Below are 22697 nucleotides of genomic sequence, written 5' to 3'. Positions count from 1 at the left end.
TTGTTCAATAAAACAAAAGCTATGACAAAGTTGAGCGTTAATATCAACAAGATTGCTACCCTAAGAAATTCTAGGGGTGGGGATGTTCCAAATGTGGTTCAATTTGCAAGAGATGTTCAAAAGTTTGGCGCCCAGGGCGTCACCATTCATCCCAGACCAGATGAACGCCATATTCGTTACCAAGATGTGTATGATTTAAAGCCGGAAGTGTATACAGAATACAATATTGAGGGCAATCCTATCCGTCAATTTGTAGATATGGTTTTGGATGTGAAACCTACACAAGTTACTTTGGTGCCAGATGCTGAAGATGCCATTACCTCAAATGCAGGATGGGACACCATTAAGCATAAAGATTTTTTGGTGGATGTCATTAAAGAATTTAAACAAAACGGAATACGGACGTCAATTTTTGTAGATCCAGAGTTGAAACAAATAGAGGGGGCGAAAGCTACCGGAGCTGATAGAATTGAACTTTATACGGAGGCTTTTGCGCATCATTACGGATTAGGTAATGAAATGGCAATCAAACCTTATACGGACTGTGCTGTTTTGGCCAATGTGTTGGGATTGGGCATTAATGCAGGCCATGATTTGTCTTTAGATAATATTAAATTTTTTAAACAGCATATTCCAGACTTATTAGAGGTTTCTATCGGCCATGCATTGATTTCAGAGAGTTTGTATCTTGGCATTGAAAATGTGATCAATATGTATTTAAGGCAGCTGAAGTAGGTATTAGGTATGAGTCTTGAGGGATGAGTGCTTTGGCTATCCGTTATCTTTCATTTGTCCTTCGTCATAAATCAACAATCACCAACCCGCCCGTACCGAAAAGGCACGTTCGGGCGGGTCAACAATCAATAATCACCAATCATGAATCTTTATTCAAACATATTAGGCGAAGGCCAAGCGTTTATTTTTCTCCACGGATTTTTAGGAATGGGTGACAATTGGAAAACACTCGGTACTACCTTCAGTGAAGAAGGGTTTGAGGTACACCTGATTGATCAGCGCAACCATGGCCGAAGTTTTCATAGCGATGAATTCAATTATGAGGTCATGGTTGAAGATCTAAAACGTTATTGCGATCAGCATCATTTAAAAGACATCATTCTCCTAGGGCATTCTATGGGCGGCAAAACGGCTATGTTATTTGCTGTTGAATATCCGGACATGGTGTCCAAATTGATTATTGCAGATATTTCGCCGCGGTATTACCCAACGCATCATGACGCTATTCTGAAAGGTTTATCGGCATTAGATTTTGAAACTATCAAAAACAGGGGAGAAGCCGATGATGAGCTGAAGGGTTATGTTCCAGATGTTGGCACAAGACAATTTTTGCTGAAGAACCTCTATTGGAAAGAAAAGGGCGTTTTGGCATTACGCATCAACCTTGATGTTTTAAAAGAACAGGTTAATGAAGTTGGTGAGCCGTTGCCAATGCACGTCAAGTTTGAAAAGGAAACCTTATTTTTGCGTGGTGACCGTTCAGAATACATTTCAGTACAAGATGAGAGTTTGATCCAATCGCATTTTCCAAAAGCTAGGATCGTAACCATTGCTAATGCTGGACATTGGTTGCACGCAGAAAACCCAAAAGATTTTTATAAGGAGGTAAAAGGGTTTTTGGGCAAAAAGTAGTATATTTTACCTAACACCTAACACCTAACACCTAACACCTAACACCTAACACCTAACACCTAACACCTAACACCTAACACCTAACACTTTAAAACCAAACCTATGAACTTAATAATCAGATTACTCTTAACAGCTGTTGCCGTAGTGGTATTGGCTAAATTCCTTCCAGGAGTGGAAGTTGCGGGGTTTACATCGGCTATTGTTTTAGCGATTGTATTAGGGCTACTTAACATGATTTTAAAACCGATATTGGTTATTTTAACCTTGCCTATCACCATCCTCACCTTAGGCTTGTTTTTATTGGTCATCAATGCCTGTATAATCCTGTTGGCAGATGAGTTTATGGGCGGATTTGAGGTAAACGGTTTTTGGATTGCATTGCTGTTTAGCTTGCTCTTATCATTTTTACAATCTGTACTTTATTCATTATTGGACAGAGACTAAAACGAGTCTCTGAATCAAGTGTTTAAAAACTTTGTTGGGATTTAAAAATTGCTTAATTTTGCGTCCCGATTTTTTACTAGTCAAACCAGTGTATTGAGAAGAGCTTTTAATGCAATATTTGAACTAATTCCACAGAAAATAGGAACCCTTGTAGGTTTAAAAAATCGTTAAACATTAAAACGCCTAAGGCTTTATTAATTAGAATATGAATATTACAAGAGAAAACATTGACGCATTAAATGCTGTTGTAAAAGTAGATATCGCTAAAGAAGACTATAGTGATAAAGTTGAAAAAATTCTTATAGATTACCGTAAATCGGCTAACATTCCTGGATTCAGAAAAGGGCATGTGCCAATGACAATGGTAAAAAAGCAGTACGGAAAAGCTGTTTTGGTTGATGAAGTCAATAAGCTATTACAGGACGCTCTTAAGAAATATTTGACTGAGGAGAAATTGGATGTTTTAGGTAACCCATTGCCAAAAGCTCAGGATGATTTAGATTGGGATGCTGATACTTTTTCATTCGAGTTTGAATTGGGCTTAGCTCCAGAATTTGAGGTTGACCTTAAAGGCAAAAAGGCCATTACCCAATATGCTATTGTTGCGGACGATAAAATGATTGACGATCAAGTGGAGCACATTCGTAAGCAATATGGCAAATTGATCTCTCAGGATAGGGTTACTAAAGACTCAGAAGTTACTGGTGTTTTTGTAAACGAAGAAAAGGAGATCAATAACAAAGCAACCCTTACTTTAGATAAGATAAAAAGTAAAACCGCTGAAAAAGCATTCATTGGTGCTAAAGTTGGTGATGTTGTCACTTTAAAAACTAAAGGACTCTTCAGTGACGATCATGATTTAATGAACTTTTTAAAAGTAGCTCATGATGATGCCCATGGATTGGATGTTGAAGTTGCCTTTACAGTCGAAGAAATCAACACGAGAGAATTGGCAGATTTAGACCAAGAGTTGTTTGATAAATTGTTTGGTAAAGACGTTGTAACTTCAGTGACTGAATTGAAAGCTAAAATCAAGGAAGATTCTGAAAAACAATTCGGACAGCAAGGCGATCAAAAATTCTTGAATGACGTTACTGAATATTTGGTTGAAAACATAAAATTTGACCTTCCGTCAACCTTCCTACAAAAATGGATGCAAACGGCAGGTGAAGATCAATTGAATGCAGATCAGGCTAAAGAAGAGTATGAAAACTCTGAAAAAAGCATGCGTTACCAATTGATCGAAGGGAAATTGATCCAAAAGTATGATTTACAAGTTACTTTTGATGATCTAAAGGATTTCTCTAAAGAAATGATAAAAGTGCAAATGGCACAATTTGGACAAATGGACCCTCAAGACAAAGAGTTGGAGGATATCGCGGCACGTATTTTGTCCAACAGAGATGAAGTAAAACGTTTGTCAGAACAATTGATGAGTCAAAAGTTACTGGAACTTTATAAAAAAGAAGCAAACATTAAGGTTAAGGAAATTACCTATGATGAATTTGTAAAAGAGTTTTACAGCTAATACTTATAATTTAAATCGTTATATTTAGAGCGTAAAACTGTTAGGTTTTACGCTTTTTTTTGACTCACTGATAGTCATCAAATAATCCCCAGTAATTCTGGGGTTTTTACGAATTTAAGAACTAAAAAATATTTATGGATTACGGAAAAGAATTTGAAAAATTCGCAATAAAGGATCAAGGCATCAGCAGCACCTATTACAATCAAATTATGAACAGTATGTATCCTGTTGGTTTGACGCCAAATATTATTGAAGAACGTCAAATGAATGCAGTAGCAATGGACGTATTTTCTAGGCTGATGATGGATCGTATTATTTTTATGGGTACAGCTATTAATGACCAAGTGGCCAATATTATTCAGGCACAGCTGTTGTTTTTGGAAAGTACAGATGCAGCTAAAGACATTCAAATATATATCAACTCTCCAGGAGGCAGTGTATATGCAGGTCTTGGTATTTATGATACCATGCAGCTTATCAAGCCAGATGTTGCAACTATATGTACCGGAATGGCGGCGTCCATGGGGGCTGTTTTACTATGTGCTGGGGCAAAAGGAAAACGCAGTGGATTGACCCATTCTCGTGTCATGATTCACCAACCATTGGGAGGCGCTCAAGGGCAGGCCAGTGATATTGAAATTACAGCTAGGGAGATTTTGACCTTAAAGGAAGAACTTTATAATATCATTGCAAAACACACAGGTCAGAAGTATGATAAAGTGTACAATGATAGTGATAGAGATTACTGGATGAAAGCAGATAGGGCCAAAGAATATGGCATGATTGATGAAGTTTTGTCAAGTACTAAAAAATAGTAATTTCAAGAGTTATCGATAGTGATAAAAATTGAAATGTAAAATATGAGGAATTAAAAGAGTTATGGCAAAGGAAGAATTAGAATGTTCGTTTTGTGGTAGAAAAAAGCCAGAAACCAGTATATTGATTGCAGGATTGGACGCGCATATATGTGACAGATGTATTGAGCAGGCCCACGGCATTGTTTTGGAAGAATTAAAACAAAGTGGTAATGCTGAACTGTCGTCGGAAATGATGCTCAAAAAACCTAAAGAGATCAAGAAGTTTCTTGATGAATATATCATAGGTCAGGAATACTCCAAAAAAGTAATGTCCGTTGCGGTGTACAACCACTATAAAAGATTGTTACAACCCGCAACTAACGACGATATTGATATTCAAAAGAGTAATATCATCATGGTAGGGCAAACGGGTACTGGTAAAACCTTGATGGCAAAAACCATCGCAAAAATGCTCAACGTGCCTTTGGCTATTGTGGATGCTACGGTATTGACAGAAGCAGGGTATGTAGGTGAAGATGTAGAAAGTATTTTGACACGGTTGTTACAAGTGGCAGATTACAATCTTGAAAAGGCAGAAAAAGGAATTGTATTTATTGATGAAATCGATAAGATTGCACGTAAGAGCGATAACCCTTCAATTACCAGAGATGTTTCAGGAGAAGGTGTACAACAGGCCTTATTGAAATTGCTAGAGGGAACCACTGTAAACGTACCACCAAAAGGCGGTCGTAAGCATCCAGATCAAAAATTTATTGAAGTCAACACGGAGCATATTTTGTTTATTGCGGGTGGCGCGTTTGACGGTGTGGAACGTATGATCTCAAAACGTCTTAATATGGCAGCTATTGGTTACAAAGCAGCTTCTCAAGAAGATGTGATAGATACAGATAACTTGCTGCAATATATCATTCCAAAAGATTTAAAAGATTTTGGTCTTATTCCAGAAATTATTGGTCGCTTACCAGTATTGACCTATATGGATCCTTTAGATACAAAAACGTTAAGAGCTATTTTGACCCAACCTAAAAATGCGATCATCAAACAATATCAAAAATTGTTTGAGATGGACGATATAAAATTCACCATTACGGACGGGGCTTTAGATTTTATTGTTGAGAAAGCGATTGAATATAAACTGGGCGCTAGAGGATTGAGATCTCTTTGTGAAGAGATCCTAACAGACGCCATGTTTGAATTGCCAAGTGGCAAGGAAACCAAGCTTCACGTTACTAAAGAGTATGCTGAAGACAAATTGGATAAAACCACTTTAAAGCGATTGAAAGCAGTTTCTTAAACGTTTAGAGTCATATTAAAAAAACAAAACCACTCTTTTCAGGGTGGTTTTTATTTTTCGGATTTAAAAAACTAATATTGCGGAAGCAATGCTTAAAACATAGGTGTACTAGCACTTATGTTGTATGTCTTTTTAACTTCATCAACAACTGCTTTGGCCGTGTTTTATTGATGGCTATGGTGTAAATATAGCCGCAAATATGTAATAATAAAACGCTTGTACTCCTTTTTAGATAAACTCGGGCTTATTCTCGATATCAGAATAAAAAATGTTGTTTTTTTCGATGAATTACCACTACACATTCAAGATTAAGAGGGCATCCATATAATGCCGCGTATTGGAAAGCCGTGGCACTTTGTGTTGACCACCTAATTTGTCCTGTTGCTTTAGCCAGTCGTAAAATAACTGGTGTCTTGCAATGTTTATTTTAGGACTATTCAGGGTGATGTTGTTGTAGCGCTTGGCTTCATAGTCAGAATTTAACGATTTTAGGGCATTGTCAAGCAGCTCACTAAAGTAGTCTATGTCTTGGGGTGGGGTTTTGAATTCAATCAACCATTCGTGGGCGCCCTTATCTCTACCGCTCATAAAAATGGGTGCCGCTGTATAGTCTACAATTTGCGATTTTGTTTTCTTACATACTTTTCTTAAGGCGTCTTCTGCATTTTCAATAATCAACTCTTCACCAAACACATTAATATGGTGTTTGGTGCGCCCGCTCACTTTAATACGATAGGGTTGCAATGAGGTAAACCGTATGGTGTCTCCAATTTTATAGCGCCACAGTCCGGCATTGGTTGTAATGACCACGGCGTAATTTTTATGCTTTTCAACCTCGGCTAGAGGGATGATGCGTTGTTCTGGAGTACCATAAGCATCCATAGGAATAAATTCATAGAAAATACCATAATCCAACATGAGCAAGAGTTCACTAGAACTGTTTCGATCCTGTATGGCAAAAAAGCCTTCTGAAGCGTTGTAAATTTCATAGTACCTGAAATCCCGACGTGGTAAGATGGCTTTATACTGATCTACGTAAGGTAGGAAACTTACACCCCCGTGAAAATAGACTTCCAAGTTGGGCCAAATATCAAAAATGCTTTGCTTATTGGTGGTCTCCAAAACGTTATTCAAAAGCACCAACATCCAAGAGGGTACACCCGCCAGGCTGGTTACATTTTCGTTTATGGTTTCGTTAACTACAGCTTGCATTTTATACTCCCAATCGCTCATTAAAGAGACCTTGTTACTCGGTGTACTGCTGTATTCTGCCCAAAACGGCATATTGTCAATCAAAATGGCGGATAAATCACCAAACACCGTTCCGTTTTTTCTATAAAGTTCTTTACTACCACCAAGCCTTAAACTCTTTCCTGTAAACATCTGTGAGTTTTCATTATTGTTGAGGTACATACACAGTAAATCTTTGCTTGCCGCATAATGGCAATCTTCCAGCGATTCATAGCTTACAGGAATAAATTTGCTCTTCGCATTGGTAGTACCGCTCGATTTTGCAAACCATTTGATGGGTGTTGGCCAAAAAATATTGTTTTCACCCATACGCGAACGTTCAATAATGGCCTGATTTTCTTCGTAAGAGGTGATGGGAAGTCGGTCTGCAAAGGTGCGGTAATTGGTGATGCTGGAAAAATCATAGGTTTTGCCAATTTCTGTATCTTTTGCTGTAATGAGGAGATCTTGAAGTAATTCGTTTTGGACCTCATTAGGGTATTTTAAAAACAATTCAATCTGATGGAATCGCTTTTTTAAGAACCATGAAGCAATAGAATTTACTAATGGAATTGGCATATTTGTAGTATCTTTAAAGACTAAAAATAATACTTTTTTTCAATATTGTCTGGGAAAAGAATCAAGACCGCTTCGCTGTTAGAACCAAGAACCGAGACATCACTCGTTGAGTGCTGAAAACATAGGTGTTAAGATTTATAACTATCTGGAATTATATTGTTTTGTTAATATTTTCAAAAAAAAATAAAAATGAGCACATTAACGAACAAAACACAGAAAAACTTCTATTAGTCTATATTCTTAGAAGGCGGATGAAATTTTAATCGGACAATAATAGCTTTATATATATTAATTCTTCTAAATAAAATTTTAAATAAATGACGTACCAAGGGGTCTTGACCAAAATGGCAACGGAGTTTTCACATCCTATCCAATACTATCTTATTTTTGAAAATGACTTTATCAACATGAATCAATTGTTGGATAAAACCATCACCATTCAATTTGTTGGTTACCAATGTCTCAACTGTGGATTGAACAAGCCAATTTACAGACAAGGTTTTTGTAAAAGTTGCTTTTTTGATATTCCACAGGCTGCAGATTGGATCATGCGCCCAGAATTGAGTACCGCACATTTAGATCAAGAAGACCGCGATTTAGATTATGAAAAAAGAGTGCAACTACAGCCTCATGTGGTGTATCTGGCCAATTCTAGCAACGTTAAGGTTGGGGTAACGAGAAAGAGTCAAGTGCCTACCCGATGGATTGACCAAGGGGCGCATGAGGCTATTGAAATTGTAGAAGTGCCCAATAGATACCTTGCAGGAATTACTGAAGTTGCCCTAAAAGCCTTTGTGGCCGATAAGACCAATTGGCGCACCATGTTAAAAAATGATATTGTAGATGAGAATTTGGTAGAATGGCGCGATCGCTTAAGACAATCAATCCCTGAGGAAGCCGCAGCGTATTATATTGCCAACAATATCGAGACGCATATAGAATTTCCTGTGATGAAATATCCTGAAAAACCTAAGAGTCTTAATTTGGCAAAGACACCCGTATACCAAGGTGTTTTAAAAGGCATCAAAGGACAGTATCTTATTTTTGAAGATGATACGGTATTTAATATTAGAGGGAATGAAGGCAGTGTGGTTGCTCTCACAATCGCTTAAGACTCTAGTTAACACTAATTTGGCAGTATATATTTTCTATAATCTCTGTTTTTTCGTAATTTAAGGTTAACCTTTTTAGAACGTCAGGTTAGGCGTTCTGATAACCCTTAAATACAGAAATGATGAAGATTCCGGCAATGCTTTACGTTGTGATAACCACATTAATGTTGGTGACGCTAACCATTATGGTGGCGATGGACATGCCTTTTAATTGGGTGTTTTACGTTACTTGTTTAGGGCAAGTATTCGTAGTGGTCATGGTTTATAAAGTACTCAGAGATCAATACACCACAGATAAGACTTTTGAAGATTTTTACGAAGATCATCCTATTGGAAAACAAAAAATCACGTCATAATAACGTGATTTTTTGTTTTGAGAGGTTAAGAAGACTACATTTCTTCTTGATCCCTTAAATTTTGTATATAGGCAGCTTTTTGTAATTGTCTTCTCTTTTTCACTGAAGGTTTAGTGAAATATTGATTCTCTCTCAAATTCTGCATCACCTTTACATTTCGGTGTTTACGTTTGTAACGTTTGATGGCGCGTTCGATGTTTTCGCCTTCCTTAATTTCGATTCTTAACATAGATAATTATTAGAGTATATAATGTATTCGAGACTATCCCAAATACGTTTTTAAAATTTTACTTTTTGAAGTGTGCTTCAGTCTTCTGATTCCTTTTTCTCTAATCTGACGGACACGCTCTCTGGTTAAATCAAAGGTTTTACCAATCTCATCCAAGGTCATTGGAGGTTGATTGGAAAGTCCAAAATTCAATCTAATCACATCACTTTCCTTTTGGGAAAGCGTGTTGAGTGCTCTGTCAATCTCCAAACTTAATGACTCGGTCATTAAATCTCTGTCAGGATTTGGAGAATCTCCAGAAGAAACCACATCATATAAACTTGAGGTTTCACCTTCTTTTAAAGGTGCATCCATTGAGATATGACGTCCAGAATTCTTCATGGACTGCTTAACATCCTTAACGGTCAAGTCTAATTCAGTCGCAATTTCCTCAGCACTGGGCGGGCGCTCATGCGCTTGCTCCAAAAATGAATAGGCTTTATTGATCTTATTGATCGAGCCAATTTTGTTCAAAGGTAATCTAACTATTCGAGATTGTTCTGCTAAAGCTTGAAGAATTGCTTGACGAATCCACCAAACAGCATAAGAAATAAATTTAAAACCTCTGGTTTCATCAAAACGTTTCGCTGCTTTCACCAAGCCAGCGTTGCCTTCGTTAATTAAATCGGGTAATGTTAACCCTTGATTTTGATATTGTTTGGCAACTGATACGACAAAACGAAGATTGGAGGTGGTGAGTTTGTCCAAAGCTTCTTGATCTCCTGTTCTAATACGTTGTGCCAATTCTACTTCTTCATCTGCTGTAATCAATGGCAGTTTACTGATGTCTTGTAAATACTTGTCGAGAGATTTGGATTCTCTGTTAGTAACCTGCTTGGTGATTTTTAATTGCCTCATCTAGTCTCTTTTATTTATATACGTTAACTGTAACTCTACAGTATAACTTTTTAATCCACAAAAGCAAATAAACTCACATTACTTTAACATAATTGGCTAAATTTTTTTACATTGCAGGTTGTTTACGTTTGTTTTAACCTGACATTTCTGTTTTTTGATCACAAATAGGTCGAGTTTCAGACGCTTTAATTCACGGTATCCTTTTTCTTCTTTTTAGAATTAAAAATATCCTTCAGGGTATTCTTGATCACTTCACTTCCCGTTTTTGTACTGTCTTTTATGATAGAAGGGGTTTGCGTATTGGTTTTGGTCGAGTCCTTTGAGGTTGTAGAGGGCGTCTGATTGGTAGTTCCGCCCAAAGCACCGCCTATTAAATCTTTAATCTTATCCGTGCCCTTTCCAATTAATTTCTGTTTTTCTATCTCAATCAGCTGTTTTGTTAAATTGGTAACACCGCTGGTTAAATCTGTGGATACTTTTGGGTTGCTGAATGATCCGGTAATATGAGCGAGTACAGGAATAGTAATTTTATTGACCTCGTTGTCATTGATTTTTCCAATTAGTCTATTAACATCACTTCCCAAATATTTTGCAGGAACATTAAACACCGCATTATAATTCATTGTATTGTCAAAACCATGTGCACCAGATACTACAATGCCAATATCTTTGTAGGCTAAGTTAAATGGCTTGACCGTTACTTTTCCGTTGGCAAATTCTAAATTGGCCTTCAGGTCTTTCAAATTTAAATCACCAAAGTTGATAAAACTTAATGCGCCTTCCAATTTTGATAATAGTGGACTTGCGCTTTCGTCAATATCTGTAGTGAGCAATTCTGCTATAGCACTCCCAGTAATGGTATTTAGATTAGGAGAGAACTCTTTGTCTAACGTCCCAGATATTTTGATGTTACTGTTTAGTTTGCCTTTAAGGGCCTTGGCAATAGGTGCCAAATTTTGTAATAATTCGAGATCAGTAAAAGATTTTGAGATGTCAAAACTGCTGGCGTCCAAATTTAAGTTGAATGAAGGTGTGTCTGCTTTGGTACTTACATTTCCTGAAACCGCTAAAACGCCATCAAATATACTTGAGCTTAAATTGTTGATTGTAGCCTGTTGGTCCTTAATAGTTAAAACACCTTTTACATTTTTTAATTTTAGGTTGTCATAAATGACCGTGTTGGCATTGGCCGTAATGGTAGATTCCAAAAATTGCGGAATTTTCAACCCTTCAGTTGTTGTAGCGGCTTTTTTAGAGGTTGCTGCCGTAGTGCTTTCCGTTTCTTTGCTCATAAAATCATTGAGCGCCAATGTATTGGAATTCAGGTTAAAGTTTCCTTTTAAATTCACTTTTTTGCTCAACATAAAACCAATCAAATTGTTGATGGTTCCGGTTGCAGTGAAATCACTCTGTCCAGTTTTCGCGCTAAAACTATTTAACGTTACGGTAGAAGGGTTAAAGGTCATATCGGCTTTTGAAATATGCAGCGGTTGGTTCATCGCATCTGAAGTAAACACCAAATTAGTAATGTTCGCATTTCCTGAAGCTTTGATTCTATCATACGCACTCGTTTCAATGGCATTCATATCAAACGCAGTATTCAATTTTGCCCTTAAAATTCCGCTCAATTCATTTTCAAGTTCTAGGGGATAGGCTTTGGTGAGGTTGGCTAAATTTAAAGTGCCATCTATATCAGCATTTACCAGCATATTACCCGTAAGATTTTTAATCATCGCTGAAGATTTAAACACATCGCTATCAATTTTGAAATTCAGGGTGTTAATTGCTACATAGGTGTCATCGGCATTTCCTGTATCATTTTTAATTTCTGTATCAATCACAATATTTTCAACACGCTTAGGCAAATCTGGATATTTAAATGAAGCATTGTCAGATTTGATGCTAATGTCTAAAGTAGGAATGGTTGTTTCAGTCATCTTACCTTTAATGATACCGTTCACATTAAAATTCCCCGTTGTTTCAACATTGTCTAAGTTTTTTGCATAGGTTGCTGGCATCACGGCTAAAAAGTCTTTAAATGATGAGCCTGTGTTTTTAAATGATAAGTCAATAAGTTGTCCTTCTTCAATAATTTGAACAAATCCACTAAATTCAACCGGCAGTTGATTTATGAGTGCTTTGTTTTCTTTAAACGTATATTTCTGTGCGTTTAAATCCATATCAATCAACGCATCCAGCTTTACATGGTTATTGTTTAAATAATTGATGCTATCCATGGTTAAGCTCACGTTGGCTTCAGATTTTGTGTCCAATTCTGAAATATTGCCTGAGAACCTGCCTTTTCCGGTATGGTTCAATTCCGTGACGTAAAATTGCATCTCAGCAGGAACGTCAATATAGGTCAGTGCGCTTCTTTTAATGCTGTAATCTTTGATGTCAAATGAAAAACTTGCAGTCGAATCTTGTACGTTCTCGCTTTCCTTTACAATATCGTAATTGACGTTTCCAAAAGCATCCGTTTTTAGAGTCAATAATGCTTCATTAATAGTAATTGAATTAATTATGATCGGTTCGTCAGAAGTTTTAAAAAGTTCTTTGACTGACATGGTGAAATTGATGTTTTTTGCGGTGGCGAAAGTTTCGTCCTGGAAGGGTTTAAAATTGGTAATCACCAAATCACTCACTTCTACGTGGGCCTGCGGAAAACCTCTGAACAAACTCAAACTTACATCGCTAAACTCCACGTTGGCGTTGAGGTTTTGATTGATAAAGTTTTTGACCATACCTTTAATTTGCGATTGAAATACAAAAGGCAGCACCAATAATAAAACAACTACTATTAGTAAGGTGATTCCGGTAATTTTAAGAAACTTCTTCATTGAAAAATTTAGTTATTACTTTTATAATTAAGATAGATAGTTCAGTAAGTATATATACGTAATGTTTATTTTAAAAGATGGGTTAGCCTTAAAGTTTAATAAAACTTTAGCGGTTTTCAATTGCTTAAGTGCTCATAACCTCAAATTTTAAATGATTGAAAATGATACCACAAAACAGCATAACATATAATTTTAACACTACAATTTTGGTCTAAAAACAAACATAACAACGGCGGTAGCTCTAAAATTGTCCCAATCAAGACTTTAGAATAGACAAATATAGTTGAAGTAAACGGTCGTAAAAAAAAATATAAATTTAATTTGAATTTTTCCACGAGGTATGGTTTTTAAAATGATTTTTTAGCCTTGAATTTATTACAAAGTGATTTTGTTTTCTTTATTTTTGGCGGTAATTATGGATCAACCTCACTTAGTTTACATTGCACTTGGTAGTAATAAAGGCGACAGATTGAAGCACCTGCAAGATGCTATTGACCTTATTTTTAAAACTATTGGAAAGATAAATATCATTGCCCGTGTTTATAACACGCCGGCATTGGGTTTTGAAACCGGTAGTGCTACTGAAGATTTTCTGAATACCTGTGTTTTTGTAGAAACGCAATTTTCTGCGGAACAGGTGATGCGTAAGCTTCTTGCTATTGAAACCAGACTTGGCCGCACAAGACATTCAGGTGCAGGTTATGAGTCGCGCACTATTGATTTGGACGTTATTTTTTATGATGATGAGATTATAACATCAGAATTGATCACAGTACCACATCCACAAATGCACAATCGTAAGTTTGTCTTGCAACCCCTCAATGATATTGCTTCAAAAGTGGTGCATCCCAAGTTTGAAAAATCAGTGGTTGAACTTTTAGAAGGCTGTGAAGACGACAGTAATATTGAGGCCATGAACATTTGGTTGAAAAACCCGATGAAAAATTACTGTTTTGGTAATTACAATTATATTGCCATAGAAGGAAATATTGGGGCTGGTAAAACAAGTTTAGCGCATCAAATTTCTAACGAGTTTAATGCCAAACTGATTTTGGAACGTTTTGCGGACAATCCGTTTTTACCGAAATTTTACGAAGAGCCACAACGGTACGCCTTTACTTTAGAGATGTCTTTTTTGGCCGATCGGTACCAGCAAATCAGTGATGATCTATCACAATTGGATTTGTTTAAGGATTTTATGGTGAGTGATTATGATATTTATAAATCGCTGATTTTTTCGAAGATTACGCTGCCTGAGGATGAATTTAGATTGTACAGGAAGCTATTCTATCTGATGTATAAAGATATTACAAAACCTGATTTGTATGTGTATCTGTATCAAAATACAGAACGTTTGCAAGCTAATATCAAAAAGCGGGGTCGTGATTACGAACAGAATATTGAAAACTCCTATCTCGAAAAAATCAATGCGGGGTACTTGGAATTTCTAAAAAATCAAACAGAATTCAACGTCAAAATTATTGATATTTCAGATCGTGACTTTGTAGAGAATCGCCAAGATTATTTATGGGTGCTGGGGGAGATTTGTCGTTAAGTACAGAGTATTAAGTACATAGTATTAAGTAGTTAGAATTAAGAGGGGGAATCCTGAAAAATTTATTAAAAACATTTCGTCCTTGCGTTTTAAAAGCATTTTCAAAGCTTTAATGCCCAACGTTCATCTTCGCAAAAATATCCCAAACTACCACCCCACAACTCACTGAGATGTTCAACGAGTGTTTGGTTCCGAATTGCGGAATTTCTAAAATGACATCACTGGCACTGACCACTTGTTGAGCCACACCCTTAACTTCGTTCCCAAAAACCAAGGCGTATTTTTGATTTCGTTCAGGTTGGAATTCGTTAAGCATGGTTGCGTTTTCAGCTTGTTCTATAGCGGCAACAATTATCCCTTCGGATTTTAATTCTTCAATAACCTCCATGGTGTTTTCTGCATATTCCCAAGCTACCGTTTCTGTACTTCCCAACGCGGTCTTATGAATGTCTTTATGAGGGGGTGTTGCTGTAATGCCACACAGATAAATTTTTTCAACCAAAAAAGCATCGCTCGTTCTGAAAACAGAGCCAATATTGTTTAAGCTTCTAATATTGTCCAAAACAATAATAAGTGGTGTTTTGTCCTTACTTTTAAATTCGTCAACGCTTAATCGGTCGAGTTCGCTATTTTTTAGTTTTCGCATGTCAGTGATTGTTTTTGCCCCAGATGCACGAATTTCATGTATTGTGACTCTTATTTTTGTATTATTTGTAAATCATGAGTGTTCGATGAAAAAAATAAAAAGTTTACCAATCCTATCAAAGCAAGATGTGCTACGAGATTTTAAAAATGATACCTTGCTTTTTGAAACCAATGTTACTTAGAGTGATTGGACAAATTTCTTTTATAATAACGATTGTCAGTCAGTCAGTTATAATTAAATCTTTGTTCCTTTCCCGATAGCCATCGGGACTATAAGCGTAGCGCCTGCCTGCCGGCGAGGCAGGGTCTTAGTTCTTTATTGGACAATACCAATTGTAAATAAATATTAAGGTCTCCATTTTCCAAACCTTCAAATTATAAGTACCTTAGCGATCCTGATATTTAGGGCAAAAATACCACTTAAAACAGAAATCCATTGGCTAAGAACGTAAAAAAAGAAACCCCGTTAATGAAACAGTACAATGCTATTAAAGCAAAGTATCCTGACGCTTTATTGCTTTTTAGAGTGGGCGATTTTTATGAAACCTTTGGGGAAGATGCGGTAAAAGCCTCCAAAATATTGGACATTATTCTAACCAAACGAGGTGCAGGAAGTGAAAGTGAAATTGAATTGGCAGGATTTCCACACCACTCTCTGAACAACTATCTACCTAAATTAGTAAAGGCAGGATGCCGGGTCGCTATATGTGATCAGTTGGAAGACCCTAAGCAAACCAAAACCATCGTAAAACGGGGTGTTACAGAATTAGTAACGCCAGGTGTCGCTTTAAATGATGATATCCTGCACTCCAAATCCAACAACTTTTTAGCAGCCGTCTGTTTTGGTAAAAATCAAGTTGGCGTTGCCTTTTTAGATGTTTCAACAGGCGAGTTTTTAGTGTCTCAAGGTAATTCTGAATATATTGATAAGTTGCTCCAAAATTTTAGGCCTAGTGAAGTGTTGGTGTCAAAGCCTAAGCGGAATGAGTTTAAAACTATGTTTGGTAATGAGTTCCATACGTTCTTTATGGAGGATTGGGTGTTTCAGGACGATTATGCTACAGAAACCTTGCTCAAGCATTTTCAAACCAAATCGTTAAAGGGGTTTGGAATTGAAGATTTGTTTGAAGGCATTGTCGCGGCAGGAGCTGTTTTGCATTATTTAAGTGAAACACAGCACCATAAATTACAACATATTACCACCATTCAGCGCGTTACACAAAATGACCATGTGTGGATGGATCGCTTTACCATTAAAAACCTGGAACTTTACCAATCGTACAATCAAAATGCTGTAACGCTGATAGATGTTATCGACAGGACCATTTCACCTATGGGAGGCCGTTTGTTGAAACGTTGGTTGGCATTGCCACTCATTAGCATTGATAAGATCAATCAGCGGCATGAAGTGGTGCAATATCTTTATGATGATGCTATTGTTTTAAAGAAAATTCAAAATCAGATCAAGCATATTGGCGATATTGAGCGTCTTATTTCTAAAGTAGCAACGGTTAAAATTAGTCCAAGGGAAGTGGTACAGTTAAAAAACGCATTGGAAGCGATTGTACCTATAAAAACACTTACGCAAAACACTAATAATAAGGCACTGCAGCATATTGGGAACAGCTTGGAACTTTGTGAAGAATTGCGCCAACGCATAAAAGCCACTTTAAATGAAGAAGCGCCGGTCAATATTTTAAAAGGAAATACCATTGCTTCTGATTTTTCTGCAGAACTAAAAGACCTGAGAGCGTTGTCTACATCAGGTAAAGATTATTTGGATGCCATGTTGGATCGTGAAAGTAAGCTAACGGGCATCACCTCGCTTAAAATAGCCTCCAATAATGTGTTTGGATATTATATAGAAGTGCGCCATACCCATAAAGATAAGGTGCCAGCGCATTGGATCAGGAAACAGACTTTGGTAAGTGCAGAGCGTTATATTACTGAAGAGCTGAAAGAATACGAAACCAAAATACTAGGCGCTGAAGAGCGCATATTGGCGATTGAGCAGCAATTGTTTTCTGAATTGGTACTGTGGATTGGTCAGTTTATCAAACCTGTACAAAAAAATTCGGCCCTTATAGCGCAATTGGATTGTTTATGTGGCTTTGCGCAATTGGCGTATGACAATAAGTACGCACGTCCGGAAATTAACGAAAGCTATACGCTGGAAATTAAAAACGGAAGGCATCCCGTTATTGAAAAGCAATTACCACATGGCGAGCCTTATATTGCCAATGATCTTTATTTAGATAGGGAGCAGCAGCAAATCATTATGATTACGGGACCTAACATGTCTGGTAAGTCGGCTATTTTACGGCAAACTGCATTGATTGTCTTATTGGCGCAAATGGGAAGTTTTGTTCCTGCGGATGCTGCTACAATAGGATTGACTGATAAGATTTTTACCAGAGTAGGGGCCAGCGATAATATTTCGATGGGCGAATCGACCTTTATGGTTGAAATGAACGAGACGGCTTCCATTTTGAACAATATTTCTGACCGCAGTTTAGTGCTGCTAGATGAAATTGGTCGGGGTACAAGTACCTATGATGGGATTTCTATTGCTTGGGCCATTAGCGAGTATTTGCACGAGCATCCAAGTAAGGCAAAAACCTTATTTGCGACACATTACCACGAGTTAAATGAAATGACCGAAACCTTTTCGCGCATTAAAAATTTCAATGTCTCTGTAAAGGAGTTAAAAAATAATGTACTGTTCTTAAGAAAGTTGGTTGAAGGGGGTAGTGAACATAGTTTTGGTATTCACGTTGCTAAAATGGCAGGAATGCCACAACAAGTCATCCATAGGGCGAATAAAATTTTGAAGCAGTTGGAAAAATCCCATAGCAGTGAAGAGTTGACCAATAAGGTAAAAACACTCGAGAATGATATGCAGTTGAGCTTTTTTAATTTGGATGATCCTCTTTTAGAACAAATTAAGGAAGAAATTGTAAATCTTGACATTGACGTATTGACGCCCGTTGAGGCCCTCATGAAGTTGAATGAGATTAAACGTATGTTGCTGAAAAAGAAACGGGCATAAATTTTTTATCTTTTTTTTGCTTAAAAGGCTTTGCATATCTAAGAAATATATTAAATTTGCCCTCGCAAACCGATAGACCTCGGGAGCAAAGTTCTTAGTTTATTAATTACAACGCGAAAATAGCTCAGCTGGTAGAGCGCCACCTTGCCAAGGTGGAGGTCGCGGGTTCGAATCCCGTTTTTCGCTCATACCAAAAGAAAACAAAAGTATGATTCCGCTGCTGCGGAACATTGTTTTAACAATGAATACTTTGTATAGCTGCTCAAGTGGTGGAATTGGTAGACACGCCGGACTTAAAATCCTGTGTCCATTAGGACGTGCGGGTTCAAGTCCCGCCTTGAGTACTAAACCCTGATAATCAAATGATTGTCAGGGTTTTTTGTTTTAAAAAATACTACCAAAAAAAGACCCAACTAAAAGTTAGGTCTTCATATGTTTAACTACGCATTGAATTAGTTATCGTCTCCAACAACTTCTTTTGCAGCTCCGTCAATAGCTTTTCCTGCTTCTTTAACTTCATTTGTTGCATTGTCAATAGCTTTCCCCGCTTTCTCTAAAGCACCTTCAGTTTTGTCAGAAACATCATCAGCAGCGTCATCAATAGCTTTACCAGCATCGTCTAATGCGTCTGCAGCATCATCCGTTGCGTTTTCAATAGCGTCATCCATATCGTCTGCTTTGTTTTCTGTTTCTCTACATGAAGTGAAAGATAAACCTAGCGCGACAACCAAGACAGTACTTAATAATAATTTTTTCATTGTTATTGTTTTAGTGTTAATGTAATTGCAAATTTATAAAACTTCAGGACGTCTCCAACAAATGCTTTAACATTTATTTAAGACCTTCGTGTCGTTTCGCATTCTATGTACGTATGTAATCCATAATTTGGATGACAGCACCCCGATGATTTTTTATATAAGTAGCGTTTAAGCAGCCTAAATCGTGCCGCCTCTGAGTGTTTTCAATCAACTCATCAAGTGTGGACCTTAATTCTAAACTGTTGTTGACTGCAATAACCCCGCCATGAGCAATCATTTCAAAAGCTTCTGGAAACTTGCTGTAGTTGTTCCCAATAAGTATAGGCGCCCCAAATACTGCAGGTTCTAAAATGTTATGTAAACCAGTGTGCCCCATAGCCCCACCCACATAAGCAATGTCAGCATAACTGTAAACTTTGCTTAATATGCCAATCGTGTCGACCAGGAAGACATCATACTCTGACAGATCCTTGCCATTTTTTTCTGAAAACAACACAGTTTTCTTCTGTAGTTGCTCTTTAAAATTATCAATCTGTTGACTTTTGATATTATGGGGGGCTATGATGAATTTGACGTTTTTTGACTTTACAGAATTGATGTACGCCACAAAGAGCGACTCATCTTCGGGCCAAGAGCTTCCTATCACCACACATAACTTACCATCTTTAAATTGCTCAATAAAAGTTAAGGAATTGTCTTGTTGCAACTGATCTGAAACGCGGTCATAACGCGTGTCTCCCGCCACTGTAACATCGTTGAAATTTAGCGACCGTAATAAGGTTCTCGAATGTTCGTTCTGCACAAAAATATGTTCAAATGTACTTAAGGCATCGCGCATCATGCTGCCGTAAAACTTAAAATAAGGCTGCTCCTTCCTAAAAACAGCAGATACCAATAGGGCTCTTAAATTCCGTTTTTTTAATTCGCTCAGATAATTGGGCCAAATATCATACTTCACAAAAACAGTCAGCTCAGGCTTTACCATGTCTACAAAATGTTGTGCATTGGTATTTGTATCCATAGGAAGATAAACAACAACGTCAGCAACCGGCGTGTTTTTCCGAATTTCATAGCCTGAAGGCGAAAAGAAGGTCAGTACAATTTTATGATCTGGGTATTCCTTTCTAAGATGTTTAAAAATGGGCAAACCTTGTTCATACTCACCCAGAGAAGCGCAATGGAACCAAAAGGTTTTATCGTTGGCTGAAAGCTGTTCGTTTAAAATACGAAACGTGTTACGACGCCCTTGGACACCTAATTTAATTTTATCATTAAATAAGGCGAGAATCTTAAGTAAAAATTCCGTGCAATAAAGTGCTATGTTGTAGAATAATTTCAAGAAAAATGATTTGCGCTAAAATACATTTCTTTCTATTATTTTGATCGAAAACGGCCTTCAATTTCAATTCTGTTGGGTGTTTCGTCCATTCAGGGGAGGCCTAATAGTGAAATTAAACCTATAGGAATGATTGGTATAAGCCACGCAATTTCGTAATTTTGCTCGTTATGACACCTTAGGGTTTCAATTATTCATTACTACAAATAATTAGATGAAAAATATACAAATGGTTGATCTTAAGGGTCAATATCAAAAAATCAAAGACGTTGTTGATGCGTCCATTTCTCAAGTACTTGATACCACCGCCTATATTAACGGTCCACAAGTGCACGGATTTCAGAAAAAATTAGAAAACTATCTTGATGTAAAGCACGTCATTCCTTGTGCGAATGGAACGGATGCTTTACAAATTGCCATGATGGGCTTGGATTTAAAACCAGGTGACGAGGTCATTACTGCCGATTTTACATTTGCCGCTACCGTTGAGGTGATTGCCTTGTTGCAATTGACCCCAGTGTTGGTTGATGTAGATCCGAAGACTTTCAATATTGATATTGACGCCATTAAAAAAGCGATCACTCCTAAAACCAAAGCCATTGTTCCGGTACACTTATTTGGACAATGTGCCAATATGGAAGCCATTATGGAAATTGCGGAAGCACACAATTTATTTGTGATAGAAGATAATGCGCAAGCTATTGGAGCCACTTATACTTATAGTGATGGTAGAAAAGCCAAGCTAGGAACCATTGGACACGTGGCCTCAACTTCATTTTTTCCTTCTAAAAATTTAGGATGTTATGGTGATGGTGGTGCTATTTTTACCAATGATGATGCTCTGGCTCATAAGTTACGAGGCATCGTTAACCATGGTATGTATGAACGTTACCATCATGATGTGGTGGGTGTGAATTCACGTTTGGATTCTATCCAGGCCGCAGTTCTCAACACAAAATTAACCCATCTAGATAACTACAATGCAGCGCGATTACAAGCTGCGGATGCTTATGATAAAGCGTTTGAAGGTCATGGGAGTATTGTAACTCCTTTTAGAGAAGGTGGGCAAGATAATCACGTCTTTCACCAATATACATTGAAAGTTAAAGATGTGAATAGAGATGCCTTGGTAAAACATTTAAATGAAAAGGGTATTCCATGTGGCGTGTATTATCCAATTCCGTTGCATCTTCAAAAGGCATATAAGGATTCTAGATATCAAGAGGAAGATTTTACGGTGACCAATCAATTGGTCAAGGAGGTTATTTCTTTACCAATGCATACGGAGTTAGACGATGATCAAATTGAATTCATCGCGTCAACAGTTATTAATTTTATAAATTCAAATTCATAGATGAAAAAAGTTTTAGTTACCGGTGGTTTAGGTTTTATTGGATCCCATACCGTAGTAGAGTTACAGGAAAAAGGTTATGAAGTGGTTATTCTTGATGATCTTTCCAATTCTTCAATTGATGTATTGGCAGGAATTACAGCAATTACAGGAAAAGCACCAATTTTTGAAAAATTGGATTTAAAGGAAAAATCGAAAGTAGAATCCTTTTTTGAACAGCATCAGGATATTGTTGGTGTTATCCACTTTGCAGCAAGCAAAGCGGTTGGAGAAAGTGTAGACAAACCATTAATGTATTATGAAAACAACATCAATACCTTGGTGTATGTCTTAAAATCACTATTGCAGTTACCAACCCAAAATTTTATTTTCAGTTCGTCATGTACGGTCTATGGCCAAGCAGAGCAAATGCCTATAACGGAATCAGCGTCAATAAAGGTAGCTGAATCTCCATATGGTAATACCAAACAAATTGGTGAAGAAATCATTGCGGATACCTGTAAGGTCAATACTTCTCTTAGTGCTATTGCATTGCGCTATTTTAATCCGATAGGCGCTCATAGCAGCACAAAAATTGGTGAATTACCAATTGGAGTGCCACAAAATTTAGTGCCTTTTATCACTCAGACTGCTGCAGGATTACGACAAGAATTGTCGGTGTTTGGAAATGATTATCCAACTCCAGATGGTACATGTGTAAGAGATTATATACATGTGGTCGATTTGGCAAAGGCGCACGTGGTAGCTTTAGAGCGCTTAGTAGGTGGCAATAACGCTACTAACTATGAAACTTTTAATGTGGGTACAGGTACAGGAAGTACCGTTTTGGAAGTCATTCAATCTTTTGAAAAAGTATCGGGCAAGAAATTGAATTACAAATTTGCGCCAAGACGTGAGGGCGACGTCATTCAAGCCTTTGCGGACACTACAAAAGCCAATACAGATTTAGGCTGGAAAGCAGAACGCAATCTGGATGAAGCACTCTTGTCTGCCTGGAAGTGGGAAAAGCACATCAGAAACATTTAAACT

General features: G+C 37.3%; 19 protein-coding genes and 2 tRNA genes. 14 read left to right on the top strand and 7 right to left on the bottom strand.

Features of this window, described 5'->3' with window-relative positions:
• The first annotated feature begins 21 nt into the window (after nt 1–21).
• The 6 genes from JEM65_RS06795 (at nt 22) to clpX (ending at nt 5731) form a co-directional block, all read left to right on the top strand.
• Entirely contained in the window at nt 22–735 is a 714-nt protein-coding gene (locus tag JEM65_RS06795) for a pyridoxine 5'-phosphate synthase (RefSeq protein WP_199598187.1), read from the top strand.
• A 141-nt stretch (nt 736–876) separates the two neighbouring features.
• Nucleotides 877–1647, top strand: a complete 771-nt coding sequence (locus JEM65_RS06790; protein ID WP_199598186.1) for an alpha/beta fold hydrolase — start codon at nt 877–879, stop codon at nt 1645–1647.
• Between the two features lie 102 nt (nt 1648–1749).
• Nucleotides 1750–2091 (top strand): phage holin family protein, encoded by a 342-nt coding sequence (locus JEM65_RS06785; RefSeq protein WP_199598185.1) that lies wholly within the window; start codon nt 1750–1752, stop codon nt 2089–2091.
• A gap of 205 nt (nt 2092–2296) precedes the next feature.
• Nucleotides 2297–3619, top strand: a complete 1323-nt coding sequence (gene tig / locus JEM65_RS06780) for a trigger factor (RefSeq protein WP_199598184.1) — start codon at nt 2297–2299, stop codon at nt 3617–3619.
• Between the two features lie 134 nt (nt 3620–3753).
• Nucleotides 3754–4434, top strand: coding sequence for an ATP-dependent Clp endopeptidase proteolytic subunit ClpP (gene clpP / locus JEM65_RS06775; protein ID WP_199598183.1), 681 nt, complete (start codon nt 3754–3756; stop codon nt 4432–4434).
• Between the two features lie 64 nt (nt 4435–4498).
• Nucleotides 4499–5731 carry an ATP-dependent Clp protease ATP-binding subunit ClpX gene (gene clpX, locus JEM65_RS06770; protein WP_199598182.1) on the top strand — a complete coding sequence of 411 codons (1233 nt, stop codon included), beginning with the start codon at nt 4499–4501 and terminating at the stop codon, nt 5729–5731.
• A 294-nt stretch (nt 5732–6025) separates the two neighbouring features.
• On the opposite strand, the gene JEM65_RS06765 is transcribed toward clpX, so the two are convergent.
• Nucleotides 6026–7540 (bottom strand): GH3 auxin-responsive promoter family protein, encoded by a 1515-nt coding sequence (locus JEM65_RS06765; RefSeq protein WP_199598181.1) that lies wholly within the window; start codon nt 7538–7540, stop codon nt 6026–6028.
• Nucleotides 7541–7857: 317 nt separating this feature from the next.
• On the opposite strand from JEM65_RS06765, the gene JEM65_RS06760 reads away from it, so the two are divergent.
• Together JEM65_RS06760 and JEM65_RS06755 are read left to right on the top strand one after the other, a co-directional pair.
• Complete coding sequence (locus JEM65_RS06760; protein WP_199598180.1) at nt 7858–8652, top strand: DUF2797 domain-containing protein; 795 nt, start codon at nt 7858–7860, stop codon at nt 8650–8652.
• Nucleotides 8653–8771: 119 nt separating this feature from the next.
• A complete protein-coding gene (locus JEM65_RS06755) occupies nt 8772–9008 on the top strand; it encodes a hypothetical protein (RefSeq protein WP_306465080.1) in 237 nt (78 codons plus the stop codon).
• A gap of 34 nt (nt 9009–9042) precedes the next feature.
• On the opposite strand, the gene rpsU is transcribed toward JEM65_RS06755, so the two are convergent.
• The 3 genes from rpsU to JEM65_RS06740 all read right to left on the bottom strand — a co-directional run bounded on the left by rpsU (nt 9043) and on the right by JEM65_RS06740 (nt 12974).
• Nucleotides 9043–9237 carry a 30S ribosomal protein S21 gene (gene rpsU / locus JEM65_RS06750; RefSeq protein WP_133757260.1) on the bottom strand — a complete coding sequence of 65 codons (195 nt, stop codon included), beginning with the start codon at nt 9235–9237 and terminating at the stop codon, nt 9043–9045.
• A gap of 33 nt (nt 9238–9270) precedes the next feature.
• Nucleotides 9271–10134, bottom strand: a complete 864-nt coding sequence (locus tag JEM65_RS06745; RefSeq protein ID WP_199598179.1) for a sigma-70 family RNA polymerase sigma factor — start codon at nt 10132–10134, stop codon at nt 9271–9273.
• Between the two features lie 185 nt (nt 10135–10319).
• A complete protein-coding gene (locus JEM65_RS06740) occupies nt 10320–12974 on the bottom strand; it encodes an AsmA-like C-terminal region-containing protein (protein WP_199598178.1) in 2655 nt (884 codons plus the stop codon).
• 415 nt (nt 12975–13389) lie between these two features.
• Here JEM65_RS06740 and folK point away from each other — a divergent pair, with 415 nt between their 5' ends.
• Entirely contained in the window at nt 13390–14529 is a 1140-nt protein-coding gene (gene folK / locus JEM65_RS06735) for a 2-amino-4-hydroxy-6-hydroxymethyldihydropteridine diphosphokinase (protein ID WP_199598211.1), read from the top strand.
• Nucleotides 14530–14638: 109 nt separating this feature from the next.
• On the opposite strand, the gene JEM65_RS06730 is transcribed toward folK, so the two are convergent.
• A complete protein-coding gene (locus JEM65_RS06730) occupies nt 14639–15175 on the bottom strand; it encodes an RNA methyltransferase (protein ID WP_199598177.1) in 537 nt (178 codons plus the stop codon).
• A 435-nt stretch (nt 15176–15610) separates the two neighbouring features.
• Between JEM65_RS06730 and mutS the strand changes: the two genes are divergently transcribed.
• The 3 genes from mutS to JEM65_RS06715 all read left to right on the top strand — a co-directional run bounded on the left by mutS (nt 15611) and on the right by JEM65_RS06715 (nt 18567).
• Nucleotides 15611–18223, top strand: coding sequence for a DNA mismatch repair protein MutS (mutS, locus tag JEM65_RS06725; RefSeq protein ID WP_199598176.1), 2613 nt, complete (start codon nt 15611–15613; stop codon nt 18221–18223).
• A gap of 113 nt (nt 18224–18336) precedes the next feature.
• A tRNA-Gly gene (locus tag JEM65_RS06720) sits at nt 18337–18409 on the top strand.
• A 74-nt stretch (nt 18410–18483) separates the two neighbouring features.
• A tRNA-Leu gene (locus JEM65_RS06715) sits at nt 18484–18567 on the top strand.
• Nucleotides 18568–18675: 108 nt separating this feature from the next.
• On the opposite strand, the gene JEM65_RS06710 is transcribed toward JEM65_RS06715, so the two are convergent.
• On the bottom strand, nt 18676–18981 hold the full coding sequence (locus tag JEM65_RS06710) for a hypothetical protein (protein ID WP_199598175.1): 306 nt from the start codon (nt 18979–18981) through the stop codon (nt 18676–18678).
• A gap of 103 nt (nt 18982–19084) precedes the next feature.
• Entirely contained in the window at nt 19085–20320 is a 1236-nt protein-coding gene (locus JEM65_RS06705; protein ID WP_199598174.1) for a 3-deoxy-D-manno-octulosonic acid transferase, read from the bottom strand.
• Nucleotides 20321–20531: 211 nt separating this feature from the next.
• Here JEM65_RS06705 and JEM65_RS06700 point away from each other — a divergent pair, with 211 nt between their 5' ends.
• On the top strand, nt 20532–21671 hold the full coding sequence (locus tag JEM65_RS06700) for a DegT/DnrJ/EryC1/StrS family aminotransferase (protein WP_199598173.1): 1140 nt from the start codon (nt 20532–20534) through the stop codon (nt 21669–21671).
• Nucleotides 21672–22694: a UDP-glucose 4-epimerase GalE gene (gene galE, locus JEM65_RS06695; protein ID WP_199598172.1), complete on the top strand. Its 1023-nt coding sequence runs from the start codon at nt 21672–21674 to the stop codon at nt 22692–22694.
• Nucleotides 22695–22697: the final 3 nt, after the last annotated feature.

It is taken from the genome of Gelidibacter salicanalis (assembly GCF_016469035.1).
Classification (GTDB): domain Bacteria; phylum Bacteroidota; class Bacteroidia; order Flavobacteriales; family Flavobacteriaceae; genus Gelidibacter; species Gelidibacter salicanalis_A.
Note: the sequence above shows the minus strand (reverse complement) of the source record. Positions and strands in the feature narration are given on the sequence as shown.

Excerpts from the sequence above, each read along its gene's own strand:
- rpsU (WP_133757260.1), bottom strand. The coding sequence starts at position 9,237 with ATGTTAAGAATCGAAATTAAGGAAGGCGAAAACATCGAACGCGCCATC.
- JEM65_RS06790 (WP_199598186.1), top strand. The coding sequence starts at position 877 with ATGAATCTTTATTCAAACATATTAGGCGAAGGCCAAGCGTTTATTTTT.
- JEM65_RS06755 (WP_306465080.1), top strand. The coding sequence starts at position 8,772 with ATGATGAAGATTCCGGCAATGCTTTACGTTGTGATAACCACATTAATG.
- folK (WP_199598211.1), top strand. The coding sequence starts at position 13,390 with ATGGATCAACCTCACTTAGTTTACATTGCACTTGGTAGTAATAAAGGC.
- JEM65_RS06785 (WP_199598185.1), top strand. The coding sequence starts at position 1,750 with ATGAACTTAATAATCAGATTACTCTTAACAGCTGTTGCCGTAGTGGTA.
- JEM65_RS06730 (WP_199598177.1), bottom strand. The coding sequence starts at position 15,175 with ATGCGAAAACTAAAAAATAGCGAACTCGACCGATTAAGCGTTGACGAA.
- clpP (WP_199598183.1), top strand. The coding sequence starts at position 3,754 with ATGGATTACGGAAAAGAATTTGAAAAATTCGCAATAAAGGATCAAGGC.
- JEM65_RS06745 (WP_199598179.1), bottom strand. The coding sequence starts at position 10,134 with ATGAGGCAATTAAAAATCACCAAGCAGGTTACTAACAGAGAATCCAAA.
- JEM65_RS06710 (WP_199598175.1), bottom strand. The coding sequence starts at position 18,981 with ATGAAAAAATTATTATTAAGTACTGTCTTGGTTGTCGCGCTAGGTTTA.
- JEM65_RS06765 (WP_199598181.1), bottom strand. The coding sequence starts at position 7,540 with ATGCCAATTCCATTAGTAAATTCTATTGCTTCATGGTTCTTAAAAAAG.
- galE (WP_199598172.1), top strand. The coding sequence starts at position 21,672 with ATGAAAAAAGTTTTAGTTACCGGTGGTTTAGGTTTTATTGGATCCCAT.
- clpX (WP_199598182.1), top strand. The coding sequence starts at position 4,499 with ATGGCAAAGGAAGAATTAGAATGTTCGTTTTGTGGTAGAAAAAAGCCA.
- tig (WP_199598184.1), top strand. The coding sequence starts at position 2,297 with ATGAATATTACAAGAGAAAACATTGACGCATTAAATGCTGTTGTAAAA.
- JEM65_RS06760 (WP_199598180.1), top strand. The coding sequence starts at position 7,858 with ATGACGTACCAAGGGGTCTTGACCAAAATGGCAACGGAGTTTTCACAT.
- JEM65_RS06740 (WP_199598178.1), bottom strand. The coding sequence starts at position 12,974 with ATGAAGAAGTTTCTTAAAATTACCGGAATCACCTTACTAATAGTAGTT.
- JEM65_RS06795 (WP_199598187.1), top strand. The coding sequence starts at position 22 with ATGACAAAGTTGAGCGTTAATATCAACAAGATTGCTACCCTAAGAAAT.
- JEM65_RS06700 (WP_199598173.1), top strand. The coding sequence starts at position 20,532 with ATGAAAAATATACAAATGGTTGATCTTAAGGGTCAATATCAAAAAATC.